The following is a 22,746-nucleotide window of genomic DNA, read 5'->3' on the forward strand; positions in this document are numbered from 1 at the left end:
TAGAATGATGAAAAGTTTGGTTTATGATAAAATTAGGTTAGGAGTAGCAGTGTTACTTTGCCTTTGCACTTCCTCATGGGTAAATGCAAAGGTAAAGTTGCCTGCTTTAATTTCAGACGGAATGGTACTGCAACGTGAGCGACCTGTCAAAGTATGGGGTACAGCAGACGCAGGCGAATACATTACCGTAAAGTTACTGAGAAAAAGCTATCATGCTACTGCTGATGCCAACGGACATTGGAGTATCGCACTGCCACCGCTGAAAGCCGGTGGACCTTACCAAATGCAAATCAATGACATCAAACTGAATAACATATTAATAGGTGATGTATGGCTTTGTTCGGGGCAATCAAACATGGAACTCCCAGTAAAACGAGTGATGGATATGTTTGCCCAAGAAATCCTCAGTTACAACAATGAAAAAATTCGCCATATCATTATTCCTAAAGAATACAATTTCCATACGCCACAAGAAGAATTATCTTCAACAAGTTGGAAAGCGCTGACACAAGAAAATGTTATGGATTTTTCCGCTCTTGCTTACTTTTTCGCCAAGGAGATGTACGAAAAGACTGGTATACCTATAGGACTTATCAACTCCAGTTGGGGAGGTACACCGGTAGAGGCATGGATTAGCGAAGACGGATTAAAAGAGTTTCCTTTATACGTCAATACCAAACGTCTGTATGAAGACGATGCCTACTGCACTCACATCAAGAAACTTGAGGGAGAAAGCTTCTACCGTTGGAACCTGTCACTCTATCGTGGCGACGCGGGATTACACGAATCGACGCCTTGGTATGCAACCGATTATGATGACCACAATTGGCGAACAGTAAATATGTTCTCGACATCATGGGGGAATAATGGTCTAAACCCTATTGGCGGTTCACATTGGCTGCGCCAAAATATAGAAATACCACAAGCATGGACTGGTAAAGAAGCGACATTACGTTTGGGATGTATTGTCGATGCTGATTCTGTATATGTCAATGGAATTTTTGTCGGAACCACCGGTTATCAGTATCCACCCCGTATCTACCGGATACCTGCCGGTGTATTAAAATCCGGAGAAAACAATATAACCGTACGCATTATCAGTAACGGTGGTCAGCCGAACTTCGTACAAGAAAAGCCATACAAGATAATCTGTGACAACGAAGAAATTAATCTGAAACAGGAATGGAAATATCGATTAGGAGCTCCCATGCCGCCCTCTCCGGATATGATGTTCTTCTGTTACAAACCGGTATGTTTGTACAATGCCATGATAGCTCCACTGCAAAACTATTCCATACGGGGCGTACTGTGGTATCAAGGCGAATCAAACGTAGCACGTCGAAATGAATATACAAAACTTTTGACAGCCATGATTGCTGACTGGCGTCATACATTCAATCAACCGAAACTGCCTTTCTATATTGTAGAATTGGCAGACTTTCTATCAAAAGATGATATCGGCGGCCGCAAAGCTTGGGCGGAAATGCGTCAAGAACAAGCCAAAGCTGCTTCTGCCAATCAGGACACTTATCTCATACAAAACAGCGATTTAGGAGAATGGAATGATATCCATCCGCTTGATAAAAAGACTTTAGGAAAACGTATTGCCGAAAGCGCTTTAAATAGTATGAAACGATAATACGCAAACTCTTGAAATGATTAAACCTATAAAGAATAAAAAAATGAATACACTTAACCAAAAAGTGTCCATGGTCGAAAAAATCGGCTATAGCCTCGGAGATTGTTCTGCGAACTTTGTGTTCCAGATGATGATGATTTACCAAACTAAGTTTTATACAGACGTATTCGGTCTGGAAGGAGCCGTTGCCGGTAGCGTAATGCTGTTAGCACGTATTGTAGATGCCTTTGTAGATCCCACGGTAGGCATTCTGTCAGACCGTACAAAATCTAAATGGGGTAAATACCGTCCATGGGTACTTTGGACGGCTCTGCCATTCATGGTATTTTATATTTTGGCATTCTACAATCCGGGAATCGAGGACAAAGGACTTGTAGCTCTGTACGCTACAATCTCTTACACTTTATTGATGACCTTGTATTCATTCAATAATACTCCTTATGCTTCATTGGGAGGTGTCATGACCAGTGATATTAAAGAACGTAATAGCATTACCAGTATCCGCTTTGTGGCAGCCACTATCGCACAATTTATTGTACAAGGTTTAACTCTGCCGTTGGTCAGCAAGTTTGCCGGTGAATCGGGAGATAAGGGACATGGATGGCTTTGTACAGTTTCATTATTCGCAGCTATCGGTCTAATATTCCTCTTTATAACTTTCTTCTCTGCACGTGAAAGGATTACACCGCCAACCAATCAGAAAACAGATACCAAACAGGATATTAAAGATGTCTTCAAGAGTATACCGTGGCGAGCCATGTTCATCTTGACACTATTCATATTCACTACTCTTGCCATGTGGGGAAGTGCAATGAACTATTATTTTGAAAATTATGTAGACGCCGGTGCGCTTTATGCTTTCCTCGACAAAATAGGATTAGTGGCAACCAAAGCCGGAGATGGAATAGGATATACTATATTAAATGCTTTTGGATTGATAGTTAGCAGTCCGGACAAGGCATATGAAGTAGGTTTCGGTGTATTCAATATGTTAGGGGCATTAGTTCAATTCTTTGGTGTAATCTTACTATCCAGTTTCCTCGCAAACCGTTACGGAAAGAAACGTGTATTTATCATATGCTTGGCACTAACCGCATTGTTCACAGCTTTCTTCTACTTCCCTAACGAAACAGATGTGGAAACAATGTTCGTACTGAATTTCCTCAAAAGCCTTGCATATGCCCCGACAGTACCTTTACTTTGGGCCATGATTGCCGATGTAGCCGATCACTCGGAATACGTCAACTACCGACGTGCCACAGGTTTCGTCTTTGCCGGTGTTGTCTTTGCCCTGAAAGCCGGTTTAGGTATCGGTGGTGCCATACTGGGATTCCTCCTGTCTGGTTTCGGTTATGTTTCAGGAGCGGGTACAGAACAAACGACTTCCGCCATACATGGTATTGTACTTTCATCCAGTTTGATTCCTGCAGCAACATTCTTCGTAGGTGTTATTGCACTATACTTCTACCCTATCACCAAAGAGTATAACGAACATATGCAAGCTGAATTGAAAGAACGGAGAAGTAAAGCTGATTATTGAAAGTTAACCGCTAAATAACATATCATGAAGCTCAAACACATACTTTTATTTATTGTGGCTGCAATACTTGCTGCATGCAGTAGTGAAAAGAGAGTAGCAACAGAACCGTCTTTAAAAGAAGCATTTGGTAATAAATTCCTTATAGGAGTAGCATTAAATGCACGACAGGTAGCCGGCAAAGACAGTGCAGCAACAAAGCTTATAAAACAGCATTTTAATTCTATCGTTGCAGAGGACTGCATGAAGAGTGTAAACATTCATCCTGAAGAGGATAGATATAATTTCGATGCCGCCGATTCCATAGTAGAGTATGGCGAAAAGAATGAAATGACCGTTATCGGTCACTGCCTCGTGTGGCACTCTCAGCTAGCTCCCTGGTTCTGTGTAGACAAGGAAGGAAAGAACGTCTCGCCCGAAGTTCTGAAGCAGCGGTTGAAAGACCACATTACAACAATTGTCAGCCGCTATAAGGGGCGTATCAAAGGTTGGGATGTAGTGAATGAAGCAATAGAAACCGACGGTTCATACCGAAAAAGTAAGTTTTATGAAATCTTAGGTGAGGAGTATGTTCCTCTTGCATTCCAGTATGCTCATGAAGCCGACCCGGATGCCGAACTCTACTACAACGATTTCGGTATGCACCATCCCGGACGGCGTGACGGAGTAGTAAAGTTGGTGAAATCACTGAAAGAAAAGGGCCTGCGCATAGACGCTGTAGGTCTGCAAGGACATATGGGCATGGACTACCCCAGTGTGGAGGAGTTTGAAAAGAGTATGCTCGCCTTTGCTTCTACCGGTGTAAAAATCATGATCACCGAATGGGAAATGAGCGCACTGCCTACCGTACATGATGGAGCCAACATCAGTGATACCGTTGCCTTTAGAGAAGCTATGAATCCCTATCCGGATGCCTTACCAGATTCTGTTTCCAAGATTTGGAATGCTCGCATGAAAGCATTCTTTGACCTTTTCATAAGGCATGCCGATATTATGGATCGCGTAACCGTTTGGGGAGTAAGTGATGGTGACTCATGGAAAAATGATTTTCCTGTAAGAGGACGTAAGGAATATCCCCTCCTTTTTGACCGTAATCACGAACCGAAACCATTCTTACGCGAATTGCTTTCACCTAAGACTGCTATATTCGACAATTTTACATATTCAGTAGAAGGTGAAGAACAGAAACAAGCCGATGCAGAAGGTTCTCAACTGACCAACCCTCTGCTTCCCGGTTGCTATCCCGACCCAAGCATTTGCCGTGTAGGAGATGATTACTATTTGGTGAACTCGTCATTCGCGTTCTATCCCGGAGTTCCTATCTGGCACAGTAACAATCTCAAAGACTGGAAGCAATTGGGATATGTACTGAACCGTCCCTCACAACTACCGTTGAAAGATGGTCTACGTATCAGCGGCGGCATCTATGCCCCGGACATCAAATACAATCCGCACAATAAGCTTTTTTACATGATAACTACTGCCGTAGATGGCGGCGGCAACTTCTTCGTAACAACCGATAATCCTAAAAAAGGAGAATGGAGCGATCCTATTTTCTTACCTGAAGTAGGAGGAATAGACCCCGGTTTCTTATTTGACGAAGACGGTAAAGCCTATATTGTAAATAATGACGCTCCGGCAGGTAAACCTGAATACAGCGGACATCGTGCCATCTGGATACGCGAATTTGATTGGAAAAATAACTGTACCGTAGGAGAACAAAAAGTGATTATAGATGGTGGTGTAGACAAATCACAGCATCCCAGTTGGATAGAAGGGCCTCACCTTTATCACATCAATGGTACTTACTACCTGATGGCGGCAGAAGGTGGTACAGGTCCCAATCATTGTGAAGTCATATTCTCGGCTTCTTCTCCTTTCGGACCTTTCAAACCTTGCAACATCAACCCGATACTGACACAACGTGATTTGCCGCAAGACCGGACCAATCCGGTAACTTGCACAGGCCATGCTGATTTGGTGCAGACCCCATCAGGTGATTGGTATGCTGTTTTCCTTGCAGTACGCCCCTACCGTAACGGACATGATGTAATGGGGCGTGAAACGTTTCTGCTCCCGGTTAACTGGAAAGATGGACAACCAATAATTCTTCCTGCAGGCAAAACCATTCGTTACACCAACCGTACTCTTGCTCCCACTCCGCTTTGGACAACTGACGGACTGGCTAATGAAGCATTCTTCATCCGTACTCCACAAAACTCTTATTATGAAATAGACAAAAGCGGGAAATTGGCATTGACTGCCCGCAGCATAAAAATCAATGACCGCCAACAACCATCTGCTATCGGACGTTGGATTACAAACAATGAATTCGATGCGCAGACTACTGTCAGTTTTTTACCCACAGCACCGGAAGATTTTGCCGGTATCATACTATTCCACAACGATGAGTGCAACATTCGTTTTGGCAAGACATTGGATGCGCAAGACCAACCTTGTTTAAAGCTGACCGTCTCCAGCCGAAGCCAGAATAAGCGTAATACAGATACAGCAGCAGAGACTACAGTTTCGTTGAAACAGTCCGATGCCGATAAAAAGATTTATCTGAAAGTAACAGGTAATGAAACGCAAACTACGGACAAAGGTGTTTATTATACTTTCTCCTATTCTTTCAGCCCCAAACAGGACTGGACACAAGTCGGCGAACCTATTTCCGCCGATTTGCTCAGTACCCAAACAGCCGGCGGCTTTACAGGTACTATGGTAGGCATATACACCACAGGAGATTATAATAAACCGGGAGATTACAATAAAATGGAAAAAGAAAAGTAATAATTCAATTCTTATAAATCAATAACTTATAACTAATTTCGCTTCACCATGAAAAAAGAGATGAGATACTTAGTACCGGGAGATTATATGGCAGATCCTGCCGTACACGTTTTTAATGACAGAGTGTATATCTACCCCAGCCACGATTGGGAAAGTGGCATAGAAGAAAACGACAACGGCGACCACTTCAACATGAAAGACTATCATGTTTTCTCTACTGATGACATCATGAACGGTGAAATCAAAGACCATGGAGTAGTGCTTCAAGTAGAAGACATACCTTGGGCAGGCCGCCAATTATGGGATTGCGACGTAGCCTTGAAAGACGGAAAATATTATATGTACTTCCCCTTGAAAGACCAAAATGACATTTTCCGCATTGGTGTAGCTATCAGTGACAAACCCGAGGGCCCGTTCATTCCTCAAGCCAATCCGATAAAAGGCAGTTATAGCATCGACCCCGCTATCTTTGATAATGGCGACGGTGATTTCTATATGTATTTCGGCGGTCTGTGGGGTGGACAGCTTCAACGCTATCGCGACAACAAAGCCTTGGAATGCGCCGCTTTGCCCGAGGGTAATGAGTTGGCTCTTCCTTCTCGCGTAGCCAAACTCAGTAAAGATATGCTGGAGTTTGCAGAAGAGCCGAAAGCTATAATCATTTTAGATGAGAATGGTAAGCCGATGACGGCAGGCGACAATGAACGACGTTTCTTTGAAGCCAGCTGGATGCACAAATACAACGGTAAATATTATTTCTCCTACTCTACCGGTGATACACATCGTCTGTGCTATGCCATCGGAGATAATCCTTACGGACCTTTTACTTATCAAGGTGTCATCCTTACTCCGGTAGTTGGCTGGACCACACACCATGCCATTACAGAATATAAAGGAAAATGGTATCTGTTCCATCACGACTGTGTACCTTCCAACGGAAAGACATGGCTTCGCAGCTTGAAAGTATGCGAACTGGAATACGATGTCAACGGAAAGATAATCACTATTGACGGACAATAACCCTAATATAACATGAAATACAGAATATTTTCGCTTTTCTATATTGCAATAGTATTCGTAACCCAAATGGCTGCCGAAGACGGTAGCCATTTGTGGCTTCGATTACCGGCCAATGCACATGCGCAAATCTCGGCTCCTCGCCAGTCGCCTACATTAGATATAGCCGTCAAGGAATTACAGCGGGCATGGACAGGGGCTCCCGTTCAACTCATTATACAGAAGGACAAGCAATTGCAACCGGAGGGATTCCGCATTCAATACAAAGATAACAAAGTTGTACTCACCTCTCCCACAGAGACCGGATTACTCTATGCCAGCTATCACCTGCTCAGATTACAAGAGACCGGACAGAGCTTGAACGACTCTCAAGTGATAGAGAATCCCGCCTACAACCTACGCATCCTCAATCATTGGGATAATATGGACCGTACCATAGAACGTGGCTATGCAGGACAATCACTTTGGAATTGGGAAGAACTGCCTAATACCCTTTCTGACAGATACGAGGCGTATGCCCGGGCTAACGCTTCTATCGGCATCAACGGTACGGTGCTGAATAACGTAAACGCTTCGCCTAAAATTCTTTCTGCCGAATACCTGCAAAAAGTAAAAGCCCTGGCAGACATCTTCCGTCCGTACGGATTGCGCGTTTACCTGTCCGTAAACTTCGCATCCCCCATGGCACTCGATAGTTTAAGTACTGCCGACCCTCTTAACAAAGAAGTTATCCGTTGGTGGAAAAATAAAGTAAAAGAAGTCTATCGCATCATTCCGGACTTCGGCGGTTTTTTGGTAAAGGCCAACTCGGAAGGGCAACCCGGTCCTTGTGATTTCGGACGCACCCATGCCGAAGGTGCTAATATGCTGGCAGATGCATTGAAACCTTACAACGGTATCGTTATGTGGCGAGCTTTTGTATATAGCCCTTCCGATGCCGATCGTGCCAAACAAGCCTATCTGGAATTCAAGCCTTTGGACGGACAGTTCCGTAAGAACGTTATTGTTCAGGTAAAGAACGGTCCGATAGATTTCCAACCCCGTGAACCGTACAGCCCGTTGTTCGGTGCTATGCAGCACACTCCTTTAATGGCTGAGTTTCAAGTGACACAAGAATATTTGGGACATTCCAATCACATCGCCTACCTGGCTCCGATGTGGAAAGAGTTCTTTGAATTTGTAGCCCCTGCTTCTCTGAAAGCGATAGCTGGTGTTGCCAACATAGGTACAGATGTGAATTGGTGCGGACACACCTTTGCACAAGCCAACTGGTATGCTTTCGGACGCTTGGCATGGCAGCCTTCTTTATCCTCTGAAAGTATCGCTGATGAATGGCTGAAACAGACCTTCAATCCTATTGAAGATTTGCGTCAACTAAAAAAGATGATGCTTGACAGTCATGAAGCTGTAGTAAACTATATGATGCCGCTCGGTTTGCACCATATTTTTGCATGGGGGCATCATTACGGTCCCGAACCCTGGTGCAGTGTACCCAGCGCCCGTCCCGACTGGCTTCCTTCTTACTACCACAATGCTGATAAACAAGGAATAGGCTTTGACCGCAGTAGCAAAGGAAGCAATGCCGTTGCACAATATCCGGAAAATCTGGCAAAACAATATAATAACATCAACACGTGTCCCGAAGAATATCTCCTGTGGTTCCACCATGCTCCTTGGACATACCGCATGAAAAGCGGCCGCAGCCTATGGGATGAACTATGCTACCATTATGACAAGGGTGTCCACCAAGTCAGAGAGTTTCAAAAGATATGGGATGCTGCAGAGAAATACATTGATGCAGAACGTTTCCGCGAAGTACAGTCTCATTTAAAGATACAAGCTCGTGATGCCGTTTGGTGGAAAGATGCCTGTCTGCTTTACTTTCAGGGGTTCTCCGGTATGCCCATTCCCCATGATATTGAACGCCCCATACACGAATTGAAAGATTTACAGAAAGTACATCTTCCTATCAGCAACTATGAATGCCCCACAAAAGAACTTCTGAATAAGAACAGATAAGAGTTAAAATAATAGTTCTTGTGCATGAAACTTTTGGTATTTGGCGTCAAAACCAAAAGTTTCATGCACAAGAACAAGAAGTTTCACAAGGTGGGACTGCAAGTTTCAACGAAGGAAACTTCCGGTTCCACCCATTGAAACAAATTTCCTACCCACCCCTTAAAAGGGAAACAACAACGGGAGCACAAAAACCATTACTACTCCCATAATAATCTGCAAAGGAAGCCCCACCTTTATGTAGTCCATAAAAGTATATTGCCCTGCCGGCATCACCAATGCGTTGGGTGGGGTAGAGAAAGGAGAAGCAAAGCACATACTTGCCGCTACTGTCACCGCAAACAAGAATGGCACAGGACTAACTCCTATCTGCATCGCACTCTGAAGCGCGATAGGAGCCATAAGAACAGCTGTCACCGTATTGCTGATAAACATTGTCATCAATGAAGTTGTAAAATAAATACCGGCCATCAGCACAATCGGTCCGTAACTTCCCAATCCGTTTACCAAACTATTGGATATATATTCCGAAGCACCGGTTTTCTCCAAAGCCAAAGACATTGGCAACATTCCGGCAAAAAGTACGATAGTTTCCCAGTTAATCGTTTTATAAGCGGCTTCCACATTGCGAAAACATCCGGTCAGTACCATCAATAAACCGGCTATCATAACAGCTGTAACGGGAGCCACCGGAATAAAGTCGAACACCATCATTACTACCATCAATGCCATGATAGCCGCAGCTACGGGAGCTTTATAATCCAGTGTCACTTTAGCTGCCTCATCCAAAGGCTGTCCCAGTACCACCCATTCAGTATCTTCCTTACTTAAGCGTGCAATATCTTGCCATGCCCCCTGTACCAACAGTACATCTCCGCTATGCATATGCTCACGTCCCAAATCCTGCAAGATATACTCTTTCTTACGACGGATTCCCAGTACATTTACGTTGAACTTATCACGGAATCCCGCTTCCTTCACCGTCTGATTGATAATTTTAGAAGAAGGCATCAATACAATCTCAGCTATGCCGATGTCATAGAAATCGAGTTTGTTGTCCGCTTTCACAGCTTCCTCGGTAGTATGCCCATCAATCATCTCCAACAAATAATCTCCGACAAAGCGGTTTACGTCTGCAACGTCTCCTGTAATGTAAAGCACGTCACCTACCCATATCGTTGTGTCAGGCGATGCCAATTTCTGAGTAATAGTTTTAAGAAACTTGTGCTGCGCAGCCTCACTGCGACGCACTTCCAAAATATTCAGTCCATACTTACGGCGGATATCCAGTTCGATAACCGTTCTCCCTATCAAGCGTGACTCATTAATGGCACGCAAACGAAACAAATTGTTTGACAATCCATATTCTTTCACCAGTTGGTTCAGTGATTTCCCTGACAGGGACGTATTCTCCCCTTTTCCCTTTTTAGACAAGAACCACTTGGTAAGGGGTAGCAGCACCAATGTACCTACTATTACACAAACAATACCCACAGGCAGAAATGAGAAGAAGGACAAAGGCTCGAATTCCGCACCCGTCAACGTATTCTGAATAACAAGGTTCGGAGGTGTACCGATAAGCGTCATCATACCGCCCATACTACTGGCAAAGGCCAAAGGCATCAATAAACGTCCTGGATTCATACCGGCACTTACAGCCAAACTCACAACTATAGGAAGCATTAACGCCACCGTTCCCGTGTTACTGACAAAAGCTCCGATAGCTGAGGTCACCAACATTACCAGCAAAAAAAGTCTCAACTCACTTTTACCGGCCAGTTTCAGAATACGAGAACTTATCATCTTTGCCAAGCCTGTTTGAAAGATAGCTCCACCTACTACAAACAGCCCCACCATCATGATTACAACCGAATTTGAAAAACCTGACAATGCTTCCTCCGGAGTCAGAATCTGAAAAACAAGCAAACCAATCAATGCACAAAGTGCAACAATGTCCGAACGGACTTTACCCGCCACAAAAAAAGCAGCGGAAAGGACAAGGATTATAAGGGTTATCAACATAAGTAAAAGTTTAAAAACCGTACAAATATACACATTTATGCCTCATTTCACAATCTTTGATTTATACAAATATGAATCCGCTTTTTATCATAAGCACATATTATGTTATTGAAGTTTTTTTATGTAAATTTGTCAGCCGAAGTTACGAAAAGAGTGTAATTTATTGGAAATGAGCGTTGGTTAATCGCTCTTGATAGTAATAGGTTACGATTTAGTTAGTTATCTACTGCATTATCCTTCTGCGCGTTGCGTAACCTTCAAAGAACTCTTCGTATGCAAAAGTAGCTATTTAATCCGAGATTTTGATATAAACTCCCAGATTTTTATCCCCTCATTCATAAGATTTTTCCGTAAAAGCGGTATTATCCGTCGGCACACCATTGCCCAAAACGAGTTTGGAACAAACGTGTGCCAACTACCGCATAGCCGGAGAAAAGGGCATTGCCTCACGCCTAAACGATGTTTAGACAGATGAAGCAATGCCCCTTTCTTTTGCGCCTATGCCAAGAGGTGCTTTTACGGGTTTTCAGATGATTTTTTTTTTTCGCTGTCCCTTTTGCCGGAAGCGGAAAGTGAATGCAGAGTGTGTCCGCCTGCCCCATGAATGAAACAGGTAGCCACACACAGCGGGCAATCCGGGAAGAATGATTGTTGTCGCCCGGCTGGACAAGTCCTGTCGGATCGGAAAACAATCATACTTCCTTTGTAGTGGTTTGCCCTTTTCACGCTTCCGGTGATGTCTTTTTCCTTTTGGTGATTCCTTTTTTACGGATTTTTCCCTGAAGTTTTTTCTACCCAATCAGCCTCTGTTTTCGTTTACCTCCATTTTTGCGCCTTTCAGTGAGCCGCATCAGGCAGTCATTTCCGTTCTGGGCGCAAAGGTAATTCCGGGATTGGACGGGAAAGCAAGGTCAAGCCTCCTGTTTTCGGTAAAAATCTCCAGCCCTGCGGGTAGTATTTTGACCGAAAAACCTTGCATTCCCTAATCCCTACCTTTTCAAGCACCCGAAACGAAAACGACCGATGCGACAGAAAGACGCATAAAAAAAATGTCGGATAAACGAGAGGCAGATAAGATAGTTTGAAACTCAACTCCCTCAGCTCTTGAATCCGCATAAAAAACAAAAAAATCAAAAACAGCGAAGATATGACAGCAACGGCAAATTTCAGACAAGTGGCGCAATACATCGGGTTGGCGATATGCGGCTTGATGATGCGCACCGCCTTCGGGGTGTTCGGCATCCTTTGGGGCATCATCAGAGAGATTGTAAACGGAGTGTTCCGAGTGGCGATAGGTGTAATCGTGGCTATCCTTTTCACCATTGCCTTCTTCGGCTTCATCCTTTGGTTATTCACCCTTTAACCCTTACCGACATGGCAAAGAGAAACTGCAAGACGGTAGCGCAGCAGTGCAAATATTACGAGGTGGACAACATCTTCGTGTATATGGTGGAAACGTACATCAACGGCAATTTTAGCACTTTCCGAAGATTGTACCACGAACTGAACAAGGACGCACGGAGGGACTTCATGGACTTCCTTCTCAGCGAGGTAGAGCCGACCTATTGGAGAGAGATACTTAAACAGACAATCTAAAAACGACAGCGATATGAAAGGAACAGACCATTTCAAAAGAACGATACAAATGTATCTGGAACAGCGGGCGGAGGAAGATACGCTCTTTGCGAAGAAGTACCGCAACCCTGCCAAAAACATAGACGAGTGTGTGACCCACATTCTGAACTATGTGCAGAAAAGCGGTTGCAGCGGCTTCACGGACGGAGAGATATTCGGGCAAGTCATCCACTACTATGAGGAAAACGAGATAGAGGTGGGCAAACCTATGAACTGCCAAGTGGTGGTGAACCATGTTGTGGAACTCACGGAAGAGGAAAAGGCGGAGGCACGTCAGAATGCAGTCCGCAGATACCAAGAGGAGGAACTCCGCAAGTTGCAGAACCGCAACAGACCGTCAGCGAGAAAAGAAACCCACCCCCAACCCTCATTATTTGATTTAGGCTTATGAAACCGAAGACCAAGATACAGAAAGAGGTGGCAAGACTTTCAGCCAACCTCCGCCCCATATCAACGACACAAATTGAATGGGCATACCGCCACTGCATTGAACATATAGGCTACCGCACCAAGAAAGGGAACATCACCTGCTCCGACTGCGGTCACGAGTGGCACAGCGACAGCGTACTGTGCGACACCCTTGAAGGTTGCACCTGCCCCAAATGCCATGCCGAACTCAAAGTGCAGGACACACGCAAACGTATCTACAAGGAAACGCAGTATTTCAGCGTGATAACCACCTGCAAAGGCTATCAGGTAATCCGTGTGGCGCAGGTCAGATGCGAGAGCAGGAAAGGCGAGCCGATGCACTTCTATTGCCACGAGGTTGTGCAGCGTTGGATTTCACCCGACGGTAAGGTTACGGACATGGCGTTGCTCCGTGGCTTCACATTCTGTTACTGCGATGTATGGGCATTGTGCAGCGCGATGGAGATAAGACCGCACAACAGCCTATACGATGATGTTGTGGCAAGAAGCTGTGCATATCCCAAAATGAGGGTATTACCCCAACTCAGACGCAACGGCTTCAAGGGCGATTTCCACGGCATTTCCCCCGTGCGTCTTTTCAAAGCCTTGCTTTCAGACCCAAGAATTGAAACCCTTATGAAAGGCGGTGAGATTGAGGTTATGAAACACTTTCTTTTCAATGCCCGTACTGCCGATGAATGCTGGGCATCATATCTGATTGCCAAGCGTCACAAGTATCTGATAGACAACTTCTCCATGTGGTGCGACTATCTGCGTATGCTCAACAAACTCGGTCAAGACCTCCGCAACCCGAAGAACATCTGCCCCGAAGATTTCATGGCGGCACACGACAACGCAACCCGAAAGATTGAAACCATACACGAGAAGGAACGAGCCGAGCAACGCCGCCGCTGGGAGATTGAAAGGCGTGAGCGTGAGCAACAGCGGCAACTGCAAAGGGAAAAAGATGCGGAGGATTTCATCGCCAACAAATCCAAATTCTTCGGATTGGTAATCACGGACGAGGAAATAATCATCAAGGTGCTTGAAAGTATAGACGAGTATTACAGCGAGGGCAAGGCACAGAACATCTGCGTGTTCGGCAGTGAATACTACAAGAAAGCCGACACCCTCATACTCTCGGCAAGGATTGGCGGTGAGATAATTGAAACCGTAGAGGTGGATTTGCGGACACTCAAGGTGGTGCAGTGCCACGGCAAGTACAACCAAGACACCGAATACCACGAGCGCATCATAGACCTTGTGAATAAGAACGCCAACCTTATCCGTGAGCGGATGAAAGTGGCATAGCATCAACCCTAAAACAACATTGATATGGAAGTAAGAATTGAAAGCATGATTTGTGTGTGGGACGATAAAATCCCTGCATTGTTCCTTGAATTTGTAAACCTCCTCACTCTCACAACGAGTGAGGGGGAATTGAGAAAGAGCGTAAAGGAGTTTGCCGAGAAGCACGAACTTGACAAGTTCTTCCTTTACGGCTTCGGCTCACACCATTTCTACCTGCACCAACGCTACACGAGCAACCCCGAAATGGTGATGAAGAACAGAGTTCTGTCAGTACATTTTTAACCATCTAAAAAGCAACATTATGGCAACACGAATGACCATCAACGGAGTAAGTACCTGCACGGAAGCAGGTACGGAGAAATACGAGCGTTTCCAATCGGGTATCGGCAGACGCAGGCGGACACTTGTGCAATACGACTACCGCCACACGGACGGAGAATTGTTCGCTTGTGTAAAAACCACATTGGACGAGTGCCGAACCGCAAGGGACAAGTGGCTGAACGCAAAGCAGGGAAAGGAGGGCAACCGATGAACACGACCTATCAAACGCTGATAGTCAAATTCAGCGAACCTATCACGGCATTGGACGGTATCTTTGACGATGCCCAAGCGTGGGGAACTGACACCCTCAAAGGGTGGATAGATGATTACGAAAGCACACGTTTCACCGCCACCGACAGCCATACGGCAGTCATCACGAGCGAGTATAATATGGAATGTGTGAAAGAGTGGCTGCAACGGCAGACACCCATTGCCGAGATGCGAGAATTTTGAACAAGTTGGCGGTGCGGACACCGCCAACACTTAAAACCCTAAAAACAACGGTTAATGATAGCACAGACGATATTACAGCAGATAGGCGGAAGAAGATTTACCGCCATGACGGGTAGCCGTGATTTCATCGACATGGGCAACGGCTTACGGATGAGCCTTACACGGAACAAGACAAGTGCCAACCGCCTTGACATCATCTATGATGCGGGGGCAGACCTCTACAATATGCGGTTCTACCGCAGGACATTCAGCAAAAAGACTTTCGAGTGCAAGGAAAAGTACATTGCCGTACACGAGGGCATCTATTTTGATATGCTGGAAGAAATATTCACGATGGTGACGGGACTTTACACACGCTTTTGAGTTGCGGCGGCGAGAGCCGCCCTACTTTCTTTCGGTGAGCATGATGGCGGACAAAGAAAGTAGCAAAGAAACCTCTGTGCCAATCTGCGATATTATTCACAAAAACAAGTTTTTATTATGGAAACAATCAGGCAGGACGGAAAAATCATCTTGCACGGCAACGACGGCATAAGCATAAAGATGATTTTCAAAAACCTTACGGGAAAGAATTTTCAAGGTAGGGAGTATGCGGACTATATCCGTCACATCGCAATCGGGAGCATGGGATTTACACCCGGAAGCATCGAATTTTGCAGGGATGGTGACGTGATAGATACGGGTACAATCCCGAATGTATGAAAAGCGGAAAATCCGATGAAGTTGGCGGCTTCATCGGATTTTCATTTACAGTCACGGGATATACAGCAGTGCAAACTCCGCCTTTCTCCGTTTGAGCAGCATGGCGTGGCGTTTTCCTTTGTAGTTGCAGAAGGCTACATACTCCCGGTAGATGTTCCTGTCGCCAGCCTCCAGCTTCTTTATCAAGGTGCTTTTAGGGATTGTCTTGCTACCCAAAAGCCGGTATGGACCCACGTTGTAAGCAAGCGTGGCAAGTAAAAGACTATCCTTCCCGAACTGCCGGAACATCGCGCAGAACTTCCGCAGGTCTTTCCGCAGGAGCGCGTCCGCCTGCCGCTTCGTCATGGTTCGTGCCGAGTACCTTTCGCCCGGCAAAATCTTGTGACCCCAACCCACGTATGGGTGGTGCTTTTCCGAGTGCCATCCCTCAAAATACTTCGTGCATCGTACCGCCCTCTCGAATAGAGACAGCCGGTAGATTGCCGCCTGCCCGTCCGTTCCCTCTTGGCGGCTGATCTGTGCGGACACAAAACAGACCGTCAGAAGCGAACAGAGCATTGTCATGAATACACGCATCATTTTAGCAAGGGGCTGAAGTTGCCGATGGGAACGATGGTCAAACCGTCATCCTTTGCATTCCGGTTGTTGAAGTCAAATTCCAACTCGAAAGAGTTGCCGAAGTTGTCCTCCACCACCACAATAAAGTTGTGCGCCTCTTCGCCCTCCGCCGTGTAGTACAGGCGGAACTTTTCGTTCTCCAGCAGGTAGCGGTCGTTAGGCAGGAAGGTGATGCCGTTATCCATTTTCAACTTTCCTTCTCCCTCAAACTGAAAATAGCGGATGGTGTAAAGCGTGTTAGCGAAGTCGCCCTCCTTTTTCAGCTCACAGCGGATTTCCACCGTCTGCCCCTTCGTCACCTTGTTCGGCACGGGCATGACCTCCACCGTGAAGGGATAGGACTGCTGGATGTCCATGTCGTCATCGCACGACACGATGGTGAATGACACAGCGGCTATCAGGCATAACGCCACCACCTTAAAGATATTTGTTCTCTTGTTTCTGTTGTTCAGTATGTTCATTTTTCTTCGATTTTTAGATGGTTGTTTTTCTGTTTTTTCGTTGTCTGTTGCAGATACTCGTTCAAGTCCTTGCAACCGCCATAGAGGGAGGAACGGTCGGCGACATGCGCCCCATACCGTTTGGCAAGAGCGTCAAGCGTCCGCCGTCCGGCTTCGTCACGGTCAAGGAAGCATCCGATGCGCCCGTAGCCGTCCAGCAATCCCGCCGCCTTCTCCACGTTGGCGACAGAGTTCAGTACAAGGCAGTCAGCGTTACCGGTTACGCCAAGCGTCACGGCGGAGAGAAAGTCCATGAAGCCCTCAAACACGAGGCACTCGTCAGCCGGGATTTCCTTCGTCCTTGCCAAAGACACATCTTTTGGCGGGATGCACCCCTTGAAATATCGGCTTCGGACTTCATATCCACCTGCCATATTCAGGAAACCGACAGCGAAATACCGTTTTCCACGCACACTGTAGTTCAGGCGGCAACAGTGGCGGGATGCTACTCCGATTGGTATGCCTCGTTCCTCTAAATACTCCGTCAGCGGTGAACGAAACAGCGGAGCGACCTCCACATCCTCAAAGACAGGTTCGGTCGGCTTCGGGAGATAGGCGGGCTTTTCCCATCCGGCAACCGTCATATTGGCGGCTTCCGCTATGAACTTCGCTTGCTTCATGAAGTCATCGCTTTGCAGAAACTCCCCGGCAAGCGTGAAGATGTCACCGCCCTTGCCCAAACCGAAGTCGTACCAAAGCTGTTTCGCCACGTTCACACGGAAAGAGGGGGTGCGCTCGCCCCTGTACGGGGCGATATACCACAGCTCGTTACCGCTCCTTCTGACAGGCTCATGCCCCAACCGTGCGAGAAAATCCGCAAGCGGCATCCTTCTGATAGCATCTATTTCCGTCCGTTCCATGCCCGTGTCAGTTGATGATGAACTTGACGCCGACCCCGAACTGCGTGTGGAACTTCCGCGTGTCGCCACCCCACAGGCAACGCTCACGCAGGTTGGCAAGCAGGGCGATACGGTCTGTCACGTAGCACTCCACATCGAGCGTCAGCGCACCGCCGTAGATGAAGGCGTCCCGGTCGTGCAGCGTGGAGCCGTCATGCAGCACCTTATTCCCCCAATTCACCGATTCATATCCGGCGAGAGCCGAAGCCCCGGCATAGACGAACACGATTTTTCGGGCGTCCGACAGTATCTTGAAGTAATATCCGCCCTCCGCCGTGAACTGCGCCACGGGTATCTTGGTATCCTTGTAGGGATTGTTTTTCAGGAGGTATTCGCCACCGAACACCCACTTGTTCCCCCTCTTCGTGTAAGTGGAGAGAGCCGCCCCGAAACTGTACCCGCCGTCCTTGCCGCCGGGATTGAAGCCGTCCGCCATGTCCGCCCTCACCTCGATGCCCTGCATCTTCGGCAGACACCGCTGGGCGTGCGCCTGCCCTGTAAAAAGGGCAAGCGACGCGATGATTATTGCGATGTACTTTCTCATGGTCAGCGCACTTGAAGTTCGTTGATGGTACCCGCACGTACCAAATCCTCGTTCTCAATCACGAAGGACTGGTGACGGCCGCCGTTCTTCTCGTTCAGCTCCACCACGAGGCACTTGTCATCGGGGATGGTGAACTTCGCCATCGTGAAGACCGTGCGCTCGCTCTTTTTGCCCGGCACGAGGGTGGCGTAGTTCTGCGCGCGGAGCGGCAGGATGATCTGCTCCTGCACGGCGGTACGCTTCGCCACCTTCTTGTCCACGATTTTCCAAGTGATGTAGTCCACATCGAAAGGCACGTTGCTCTGGTTCTTTATCTCCGTGTGGAAATAGAGCAATCCGTTGTGCGTGTAGATGCCTTTGAGAAGATACTGGATGCCGAAACGCTTGCAGCCGATATGCTTCACCTCGCGCTTGTTCTGTTTGTGGATGGACTTCATGATAAGTCGCACCAGCATCGGGCTTTCGCTGCCCAGCTCTTTCAGATAGATTTCCTGTGCGTTATTCGGGCGGTTCACCGTGCTGCCGTCATGGATGAAGTCGCACATCTCCACATTGAGCAACAGCGGTTCGGCGGCGTACTTCACGTTGAAGGTGTAGAAACTGCCGTCCTCCGTGATGACGGACATATTCGTTTCGTTGGGAAAATTCCTTACGGTAGCCTTCACGCGGATGACGTTCTCCGCTCCGTCGGCTTTCCCGGCAATCAGGTCGGGCGAGCCTAAATCGACATAGCGCACCTCCGCCGGAAAAATGACGTGGACGGTCTTGTCGTAGGTCACTTCCAGACCGTGCGGCGGTATCATGCGGTCGAAGGTCAGCTTGCGCGACAGACCGTGATACAGGTCTCCGTCCGCCTCCTTCTGCGGATAGACCTCCTTCGTCAAGGTCGGCTGTTCACTTCCGTTGGTCGTTTCAACGGTTACATTCTCCTGCGCGTTGGCAGTTGCGATGCCCATAGCGAGGGCAAACATGATGATTACTTTTCTCATTACTTTTGGATTTTAGTGGTAATTTTTTTATTGATTTCAATCTTTTTCTTGGTAAAGCATGACCCTGTACCCGGCTTTCAGATGCACCTTGACGGTGCGCATCTTCCCCGCGATGTACTGGCTCGTTCCTTGTATCAGCCCCTTGCCCAAGTCGGAGGCGAGCTGCGCCCCGGCATTGGTGGAGATATTGATGCTGCTACCCAACGAACCTCCCATGTTGGCGGCGACCTCTCGGACGGCGTTCATCTCCATCGAGTTCGGGATGAAGATGCCGGGCTGTCCGTCCGTGTCATAGACCGCAAGCTCCACGGGGATAATCGTGCCGTCGTATTCCAGCGAGGTGATCCCGATGTCGAGTCGTTCACCCTGTATCTTGCCCGTGCCGACCACCACCGCACCCCGTGGGATTGTCCTGCCCGCCACCGCCATAGGCTCCAGCAGGCGAAGCCTTACCGTCTGCCCGTCCGTCACGCTCTGCGCCTCATGCACACACGCCGGGATGGTGTTCCTGTCCGATACCTCCGCCGTGCCGACAGCCGTGTTGAAACCCCGGTTGCGTTCCTGTGAGAAAGTGGCGACAAACTCCGCGTTGCTCATGGGCTGTGCAAGGGAGGAAACGACTTGGCGGGTCACTTGCCTTACGGGTGTCGCCGTGTTCTTCTTTCCCTTCTGCACGGTGGCAGGCTCTGCCGCCTGTTCCGGCTTCCCACCGTTCTGACCGCCCATGTACTTTGCCGCCAGCTCATAGGACTTCTCCATAAGTGCCACCTGTTCGTCTATAGATGAAGTCCTGCCTTTTTCACTTTCCAGTTCCGATTCCAACGAGGCGATGCGCTCCAATAGCACATCCATCTCCGCATTGTCATTCTTCGGCTGTTCGTAAAAGTTGCCGAGGGTGGCGTTCAGGTCACGGTAGGCGGCTGCGGAGGATTGGATGGTTTGCGGCGTGGCAGGCTTTGCCCTTTCTTCCTTGCCGCCCGGATTGGCGAGGTCGAAGTCCGTACCGTCCTCCGTTCCCGCTATCTCGCGGTCGAACATGTCGCCCAGCTGCCCGATGGCACGGTTGCGGCTCTCCAGCCGCTCTTCCATCTCCCCATGCTCGTAGGCTTTCAGCTTGTCGCCGATAATCTGCCGGTTCGCCTTGTCCGCGTCTGGCATCTCGGTGTTGTAGCCGTCCGTTCCCGGCGGTTGTTCCTTGCCGGAGGAAGGGGCGAATATCAACCACATCGCCCCGATGAAGACCAGCACCATAGCAGGCAGGACTATCATCTTCTGCCGTTTCAGCCGCTGCGCCTCTGTCAGCGGTTCGCGCTCCTTTTTCGGCTTTCCCGCGTCGGGAGCGGCTTTGTTCTCTTTCGTTGATTCATTCTTCGTCTGTTCCATATAAATAAGGTGTTAAGTGATTGTCAGTTTCCACCGGGGTCGGTAGTTCCACCCGTCCGGCATGTCCCGTATCCATACGTGAGCCGTCGTTTCTGCCGATGTCATAGACGGCTCTGCCGAAGGTGTAGAGGGCAAGCATCGCGAAGGCGGCGAGCATCCCCAGCACGATGCGGCGGCGTGTTTCCGGCGGCAAACCGTCCAGATACCCTTTGAGCCTTGCCACCAGCCGTTTCCGTTTGTCGTGGAGTTTCCAATACATGCCCCACATTGATTTTCTGATACTTTTCATGTCCTGTTACCGTTTGATTGTCTGTAAATCCTTGTTCTCGATGATGGTGAACCCCTCGATGGTGAAACCGTTTGGGTTGTCGTCCGACCGCGATGCGTTCAGCAGGCGGCAGGTGGTCACGAGGCTGCGCTCGGTGACGTTGCTTTGCCGGATGATTTTCTGCGTGGCGTAGGTCACGGCACGGTAGGGATAGGCGTTGAAGTCGCACACCACGCTGTCCACTTTCAGCACTTGGTTGATGTTCCCGGCGATGATGCGGTTGTAGTACCCCTTCTCCGCGAAGTCCGAATAATAGTGGTACACGCTCTTGTCCGCCAGCAGCAGGGCACGTTTTACGTTGTGTTCAATCGCGCTTTTTTCAGGTGACAGCGTGAAGAAAAGCTCGTGGAAGCGGCGCACATGCTCCCGTGCTTCCGCCGGGCGGTTCTGCGATAAATCCTGAGAGAGAGCCAGCATCAGCGACTTGCCGTTGTCCAGCACATAGATTTTCTCCCGTTGCTTCTCTGCGAAACGGTAGGAGTTCCACACGCTCCACACCGTCACCACAGCGCACAGCGAGAGGAAGACGATACCGAACAGGCGTAGCTGCCTGAACGATGATTCGATGTTTCTGAGTGACTTAAATTCCATTCTTAATTCTGTTTCAATGATTCTACATGATTGTTATTTCAGCAATTTGCCGGCACGTCCCATCATATTGCCTGTCGCAGCTCCGGCAACACTGCCCGCCATTCCTCCGGCACGTCCCGCCATCTGGTTCACGTTGCGACCGTAACCGCCCATGCCTCCGGCTTGGATAATCCAGCCGGCAACGGTGGGAATGGTGAAGTAGCCGATGATGCCGATGCAGAGGAACACGATGTACACCCCGTCGCTCGAATCCAGCGAGAAGTTCGGGTCTGCCTGCATCCGCTCGATGTCGCTTTGCAGCATCAGCACCTGTATCTTCGCCAGTATGGTGCTGAACATGTCCGACACCGGCAGCCACAGATATACCTGTATGTAGCGGCATATCCACTGCGTGAGCGTGCTTTGGAAACCGTCCCACACCGATATGGCGAAGGCTATCGGACCGAGTATCGCCAGCACCACGAGGAAGAAGGTTCGGACGGTGTCTATCACGAGGGCGGCGGCTTGGAACAGCAATTCCAGTATCTCGCGGAAGAAGTCGCGGATGTTTTTCTTCATGTTGTACATTCCCCGGTCGATATACATCCCCGCCATCGTCACCATGTCGGAGGGCGACCAGCCGAGTTCCTCCAGCTGCTTGTCAAACTCCTCGTTGGACACGAGGTAGGCGGTTTCGGGGTTGCGCATCATCGCCTCGTATTCCAATTTGTCCTTCTGCTGGCGGTAGGTGTTCATGTCCAGCGTTTCCGCCTCCAGCATCTTTGCCGTGCCCTGTACGACGGGTGAGAGGATGCTGTTTATCGTGCCCAGCACCACAGTCGGGAAGAACATGATGCACAGACCGATGGCAAAAGGACGGAGCATCGGGAATACGTCTATCGGTTCGGCTCTCGCCAGCGACTGCCATACCCGGTAGGCGACGTAGAACAGCGCACCCAGTCCGGCGATGCCTTTCGCCACACCCGCCATGTCTCCGCACAACGGCATCATCTGCTCGTAAAGCGAACGTAGAATCTGGTGAAGGTTGTCGAAATTCATAG

Annotated in this window: 24 protein-coding genes; 14 read left to right on the top strand and 10 right to left on the bottom strand. The window is 48.2% G+C overall.

Annotated elements, in window-relative coordinates; genetic code table 11:
- Positions 1-7 precede the first annotated feature (7 nt).
- From KG118_RS00590 to KG118_RS00610, 5 genes are read left to right on the top strand one after another with little or no spacing between them, the layout of a single operon-like run.
- Positions 8-1,639 (top strand): sialate O-acetylesterase, encoded by a 1,632-nt coding sequence (locus KG118_RS00590; protein WP_117711255.1) that lies wholly within the window; start codon positions 8-10, stop codon positions 1,637-1,639.
- Positions 1,640-1,682: 43 nt separating this feature from the next.
- Positions 1,683-3,179 carry an MFS transporter gene (locus KG118_RS00595; RefSeq protein WP_117711254.1) on the top strand — a complete coding sequence of 499 codons (1,497 nt, stop codon included), beginning with the start codon at positions 1,683-1,685 and terminating at the stop codon, positions 3,177-3,179.
- A gap of 24 nt (positions 3,180-3,203) precedes the next feature.
- A complete protein-coding gene (locus KG118_RS00600; RefSeq protein ID WP_117711233.1) occupies positions 3,204-5,969 on the top strand; it encodes an endo-1,4-beta-xylanase in 2,766 nt (921 codons plus the stop codon).
- Positions 5,970-6,017: 48 nt separating this feature from the next.
- Complete coding sequence (locus KG118_RS00605; RefSeq protein ID WP_117711232.1) at positions 6,018-6,989, top strand: glycoside hydrolase family 43 protein; 972 nt, start codon at positions 6,018-6,020, stop codon at positions 6,987-6,989.
- 12 nt (positions 6,990-7,001) lie between these two features.
- On the top strand, positions 7,002-9,005 hold the full coding sequence (locus KG118_RS00610) for an alpha-glucuronidase (protein ID WP_117711231.1): 2,004 nt from the start codon (positions 7,002-7,004) through the stop codon (positions 9,003-9,005).
- 159 nt (positions 9,006-9,164) lie between these two features.
- Here the strand turns inward: KG118_RS00610 and KG118_RS00615 are convergent, their stop codons facing one another.
- Positions 9,165-11,024: an SLC13 family permease gene (locus KG118_RS00615; protein WP_117711230.1), complete on the bottom strand. Its 1,860-nt coding sequence runs from the start codon at positions 11,022-11,024 to the stop codon at positions 9,165-9,167.
- Between the two features lie 1,147 nt (positions 11,025-12,171).
- On the opposite strand from KG118_RS00615, the gene KG118_RS00620 reads away from it, so the two are divergent.
- The 9 genes from KG118_RS00620 to KG118_RS00660 all read left to right on the top strand — a co-directional run bounded on the left by KG118_RS00620 (position 12,172) and on the right by KG118_RS00660 (position 15,854).
- A complete protein-coding gene (locus KG118_RS00620) occupies positions 12,172-12,387 on the top strand; it encodes a hypothetical protein (protein WP_008126037.1) in 216 nt (71 codons plus the stop codon).
- 11 nt (positions 12,388-12,398) lie between these two features.
- A complete protein-coding gene (locus tag KG118_RS00625; protein ID WP_004371749.1) occupies positions 12,399-12,620 on the top strand; it encodes a hypothetical protein in 222 nt (73 codons plus the stop codon).
- Between the two features lie 13 nt (positions 12,621-12,633).
- Positions 12,634-13,050: a PcfK-like family protein gene (locus KG118_RS00630; RefSeq protein ID WP_004371748.1), complete on the top strand. Its 417-nt coding sequence runs from the start codon at positions 12,634-12,636 to the stop codon at positions 13,048-13,050.
- Positions 13,047-14,378, top strand: a complete 1,332-nt coding sequence (locus KG118_RS00635; protein ID WP_028900990.1) for a PcfJ domain-containing protein — start codon at positions 13,047-13,049, stop codon at positions 14,376-14,378. The genes KG118_RS00630 and KG118_RS00635 overlap by 4 nt, the downstream gene beginning before the upstream one ends.
- 24 nt (positions 14,379-14,402) lie before the next feature.
- Positions 14,403-14,660, top strand: coding sequence for a hypothetical protein (locus KG118_RS00640; RefSeq protein ID WP_004371745.1), 258 nt, complete (start codon positions 14,403-14,405; stop codon positions 14,658-14,660).
- A 19-nt stretch (positions 14,661-14,679) separates the two neighbouring features.
- The gene (locus tag KG118_RS00645) at positions 14,680-14,910 is read left to right on the top strand and encodes a DUF3873 domain-containing protein (RefSeq protein WP_004293898.1); all 231 of its coding nucleotides are present in this window, start codon (positions 14,680-14,682) and stop codon (positions 14,908-14,910) included.
- A complete protein-coding gene (locus tag KG118_RS00650) occupies positions 14,907-15,152 on the top strand; it encodes a DUF6956 domain-containing protein (protein WP_008126028.1) in 246 nt (81 codons plus the stop codon). The genes KG118_RS00645 and KG118_RS00650 overlap by 4 nt, the downstream gene beginning before the upstream one ends.
- Before the next feature lie 54 nt (positions 15,153-15,206).
- Entirely contained in the window at positions 15,207-15,515 is a 309-nt protein-coding gene (locus KG118_RS00655; RefSeq protein WP_004371741.1) for a hypothetical protein, read from the top strand.
- Positions 15,516-15,632: 117 nt separating this feature from the next.
- The gene (locus tag KG118_RS00660; RefSeq protein ID WP_004371739.1) at positions 15,633-15,854 is read left to right on the top strand and encodes a DUF7688 family protein; all 222 of its coding nucleotides are present in this window, start codon (positions 15,633-15,635) and stop codon (positions 15,852-15,854) included.
- Between the two features lie 51 nt (positions 15,855-15,905).
- On the opposite strand, the gene KG118_RS00665 is transcribed toward KG118_RS00660, so the two are convergent.
- Genes KG118_RS00665 through traJ form a run of 9 tightly spaced genes read right to left on the bottom strand, consistent with a single transcriptional unit; the run spans position 15,906 to position 22,744 of the window.
- The gene (locus KG118_RS00665; RefSeq protein WP_004371737.1) at positions 15,906-16,433 is read right to left on the bottom strand and encodes a glycoside hydrolase family protein; all 528 of its coding nucleotides are present in this window, start codon (positions 16,431-16,433) and stop codon (positions 15,906-15,908) included.
- A complete protein-coding gene (locus KG118_RS00670) occupies positions 16,430-16,933 on the bottom strand; it encodes a DUF3872 domain-containing protein (protein ID WP_004371735.1) in 504 nt (167 codons plus the stop codon). The genes KG118_RS00665 and KG118_RS00670 overlap by 4 nt, the downstream gene beginning before the upstream one ends.
- Positions 16,930-17,832 carry a toprim domain-containing protein gene (locus tag KG118_RS00675; RefSeq protein WP_004371733.1) on the bottom strand — a complete coding sequence of 301 codons (903 nt, stop codon included), beginning with the start codon at positions 17,830-17,832 and terminating at the stop codon, positions 16,930-16,932. Before KG118_RS00675 ends, KG118_RS00670 begins: the two co-directional genes overlap by 4 nt.
- A gap of 7 nt (positions 17,833-17,839) precedes the next feature.
- Positions 17,840-18,415 (bottom strand): conjugal transfer protein TraO, encoded by a 576-nt coding sequence (locus KG118_RS00680; protein WP_004371731.1) that lies wholly within the window; start codon positions 18,413-18,415, stop codon positions 17,840-17,842.
- 2 nt (positions 18,416-18,417) lie between these two features.
- Positions 18,418-19,404 carry a conjugative transposon protein TraN gene (gene traN, locus KG118_RS00685; RefSeq protein WP_004371730.1) on the bottom strand — a complete coding sequence of 329 codons (987 nt, stop codon included), beginning with the start codon at positions 19,402-19,404 and terminating at the stop codon, positions 18,418-18,420.
- A 36-nt stretch (positions 19,405-19,440) separates the two neighbouring features.
- Positions 19,441-20,787, bottom strand: a complete 1,347-nt coding sequence (traM, locus tag KG118_RS00690; RefSeq protein WP_004371729.1) for a conjugative transposon protein TraM — start codon at positions 20,785-20,787, stop codon at positions 19,441-19,443.
- The gene (locus tag KG118_RS00695) at positions 20,768-21,055 is read right to left on the bottom strand and encodes a TraL conjugative transposon family protein (RefSeq protein ID WP_174362025.1); all 288 of its coding nucleotides are present in this window, start codon (positions 21,053-21,055) and stop codon (positions 20,768-20,770) included. Before KG118_RS00695 ends, traM begins: the two co-directional genes overlap by 20 nt.
- Positions 21,056-21,082: 27 nt before the next feature.
- Entirely contained in the window at positions 21,083-21,706 is a 624-nt protein-coding gene (gene traK, locus KG118_RS00700; RefSeq protein WP_004371727.1) for a conjugative transposon protein TraK, read from the bottom strand.
- Between the two features lie 33 nt (positions 21,707-21,739).
- Positions 21,740-22,744, bottom strand: coding sequence for a conjugative transposon protein TraJ (gene traJ / locus KG118_RS00705; RefSeq protein ID WP_004371726.1), 1,005 nt, complete (start codon positions 22,742-22,744; stop codon positions 21,740-21,742).
- Positions 22,745-22,746 lie beyond the last annotated feature (2 nt).

This window comes from Bacteroides propionicigenes (assembly GCF_018390535.1).
Taxonomy (GTDB): Bacteria; Bacteroidota; Bacteroidia; order Bacteroidales; family Bacteroidaceae; genus Bacteroides; species Bacteroides propionicigenes.

Coding starts and splice junctions, on each gene's coding strand:
- KG118_RS00660 (WP_004371739.1), top strand. CDS start 15,633: ATGGAAACAATCAGGCAGGACGGAAAAATCATCTTGCACGGCAACGAC.
- KG118_RS00635 (WP_028900990.1), top strand. CDS start 13,047: ATGAAACCGAAGACCAAGATACAGAAAGAGGTGGCAAGACTTTCAGCC.
- KG118_RS00615 (WP_117711230.1), bottom strand. CDS start 11,024: ATGTTGATAACCCTTATAATCCTTGTCCTTTCCGCTGCTTTTTTTGTG.
- KG118_RS00590 (WP_117711255.1), top strand. CDS start 8: ATGAAAAGTTTGGTTTATGATAAAATTAGGTTAGGAGTAGCAGTGTTA.
- KG118_RS00610 (WP_117711231.1), top strand. CDS start 7,002: ATGAAATACAGAATATTTTCGCTTTTCTATATTGCAATAGTATTCGTA.
- traM (WP_004371729.1), bottom strand. CDS start 20,787: ATGGAACAGACGAAGAATGAATCAACGAAAGAGAACAAAGCCGCTCCC.
- KG118_RS00645 (WP_004293898.1), top strand. CDS start 14,680: ATGGCAACACGAATGACCATCAACGGAGTAAGTACCTGCACGGAAGCA.
- traJ (WP_004371726.1), bottom strand. CDS start 22,744: ATGAATTTCGACAACCTTCACCAGATTCTACGTTCGCTTTACGAGCAG.
- KG118_RS00670 (WP_004371735.1), bottom strand. CDS start 16,933: ATGAACATACTGAACAACAGAAACAAGAGAACAAATATCTTTAAGGTG.
- KG118_RS00595 (WP_117711254.1), top strand. CDS start 1,683: ATGAATACACTTAACCAAAAAGTGTCCATGGTCGAAAAAATCGGCTAT.
- KG118_RS00665 (WP_004371737.1), bottom strand. CDS start 16,433: ATGATGCGTGTATTCATGACAATGCTCTGTTCGCTTCTGACGGTCTGT.
- KG118_RS00640 (WP_004371745.1), top strand. CDS start 14,403: ATGGAAGTAAGAATTGAAAGCATGATTTGTGTGTGGGACGATAAAATC.
- KG118_RS00680 (WP_004371731.1), bottom strand. CDS start 18,415: ATGAGAAAGTACATCGCAATAATCATCGCGTCGCTTGCCCTTTTTACA.
- KG118_RS00695 (WP_174362025.1), bottom strand. CDS start 21,055: ATGTGGGGCATGTATTGGAAACTCCACGACAAACGGAAACGGCTGGTG.
- KG118_RS00605 (WP_117711232.1), top strand. CDS start 6,018: ATGAAAAAAGAGATGAGATACTTAGTACCGGGAGATTATATGGCAGAT.
- KG118_RS00650 (WP_008126028.1), top strand. CDS start 14,907: ATGAACACGACCTATCAAACGCTGATAGTCAAATTCAGCGAACCTATC.
- KG118_RS00630 (WP_004371748.1), top strand. CDS start 12,634: ATGAAAGGAACAGACCATTTCAAAAGAACGATACAAATGTATCTGGAA.
- KG118_RS00600 (WP_117711233.1), top strand. CDS start 3,204: ATGAAGCTCAAACACATACTTTTATTTATTGTGGCTGCAATACTTGCT.
- KG118_RS00625 (WP_004371749.1), top strand. CDS start 12,399: ATGGCAAAGAGAAACTGCAAGACGGTAGCGCAGCAGTGCAAATATTAC.
- KG118_RS00620 (WP_008126037.1), top strand. CDS start 12,172: ATGACAGCAACGGCAAATTTCAGACAAGTGGCGCAATACATCGGGTTG.
- traN (WP_004371730.1), bottom strand. CDS start 19,404: ATGAGAAAAGTAATCATCATGTTTGCCCTCGCTATGGGCATCGCAACT.
- KG118_RS00655 (WP_004371741.1), top strand. CDS start 15,207: ATGATAGCACAGACGATATTACAGCAGATAGGCGGAAGAAGATTTACC.
- traK (WP_004371727.1), bottom strand. CDS start 21,706: ATGGAATTTAAGTCACTCAGAAACATCGAATCATCGTTCAGGCAGCTA.
- KG118_RS00675 (WP_004371733.1), bottom strand. CDS start 17,832: ATGGAACGGACGGAAATAGATGCTATCAGAAGGATGCCGCTTGCGGAT.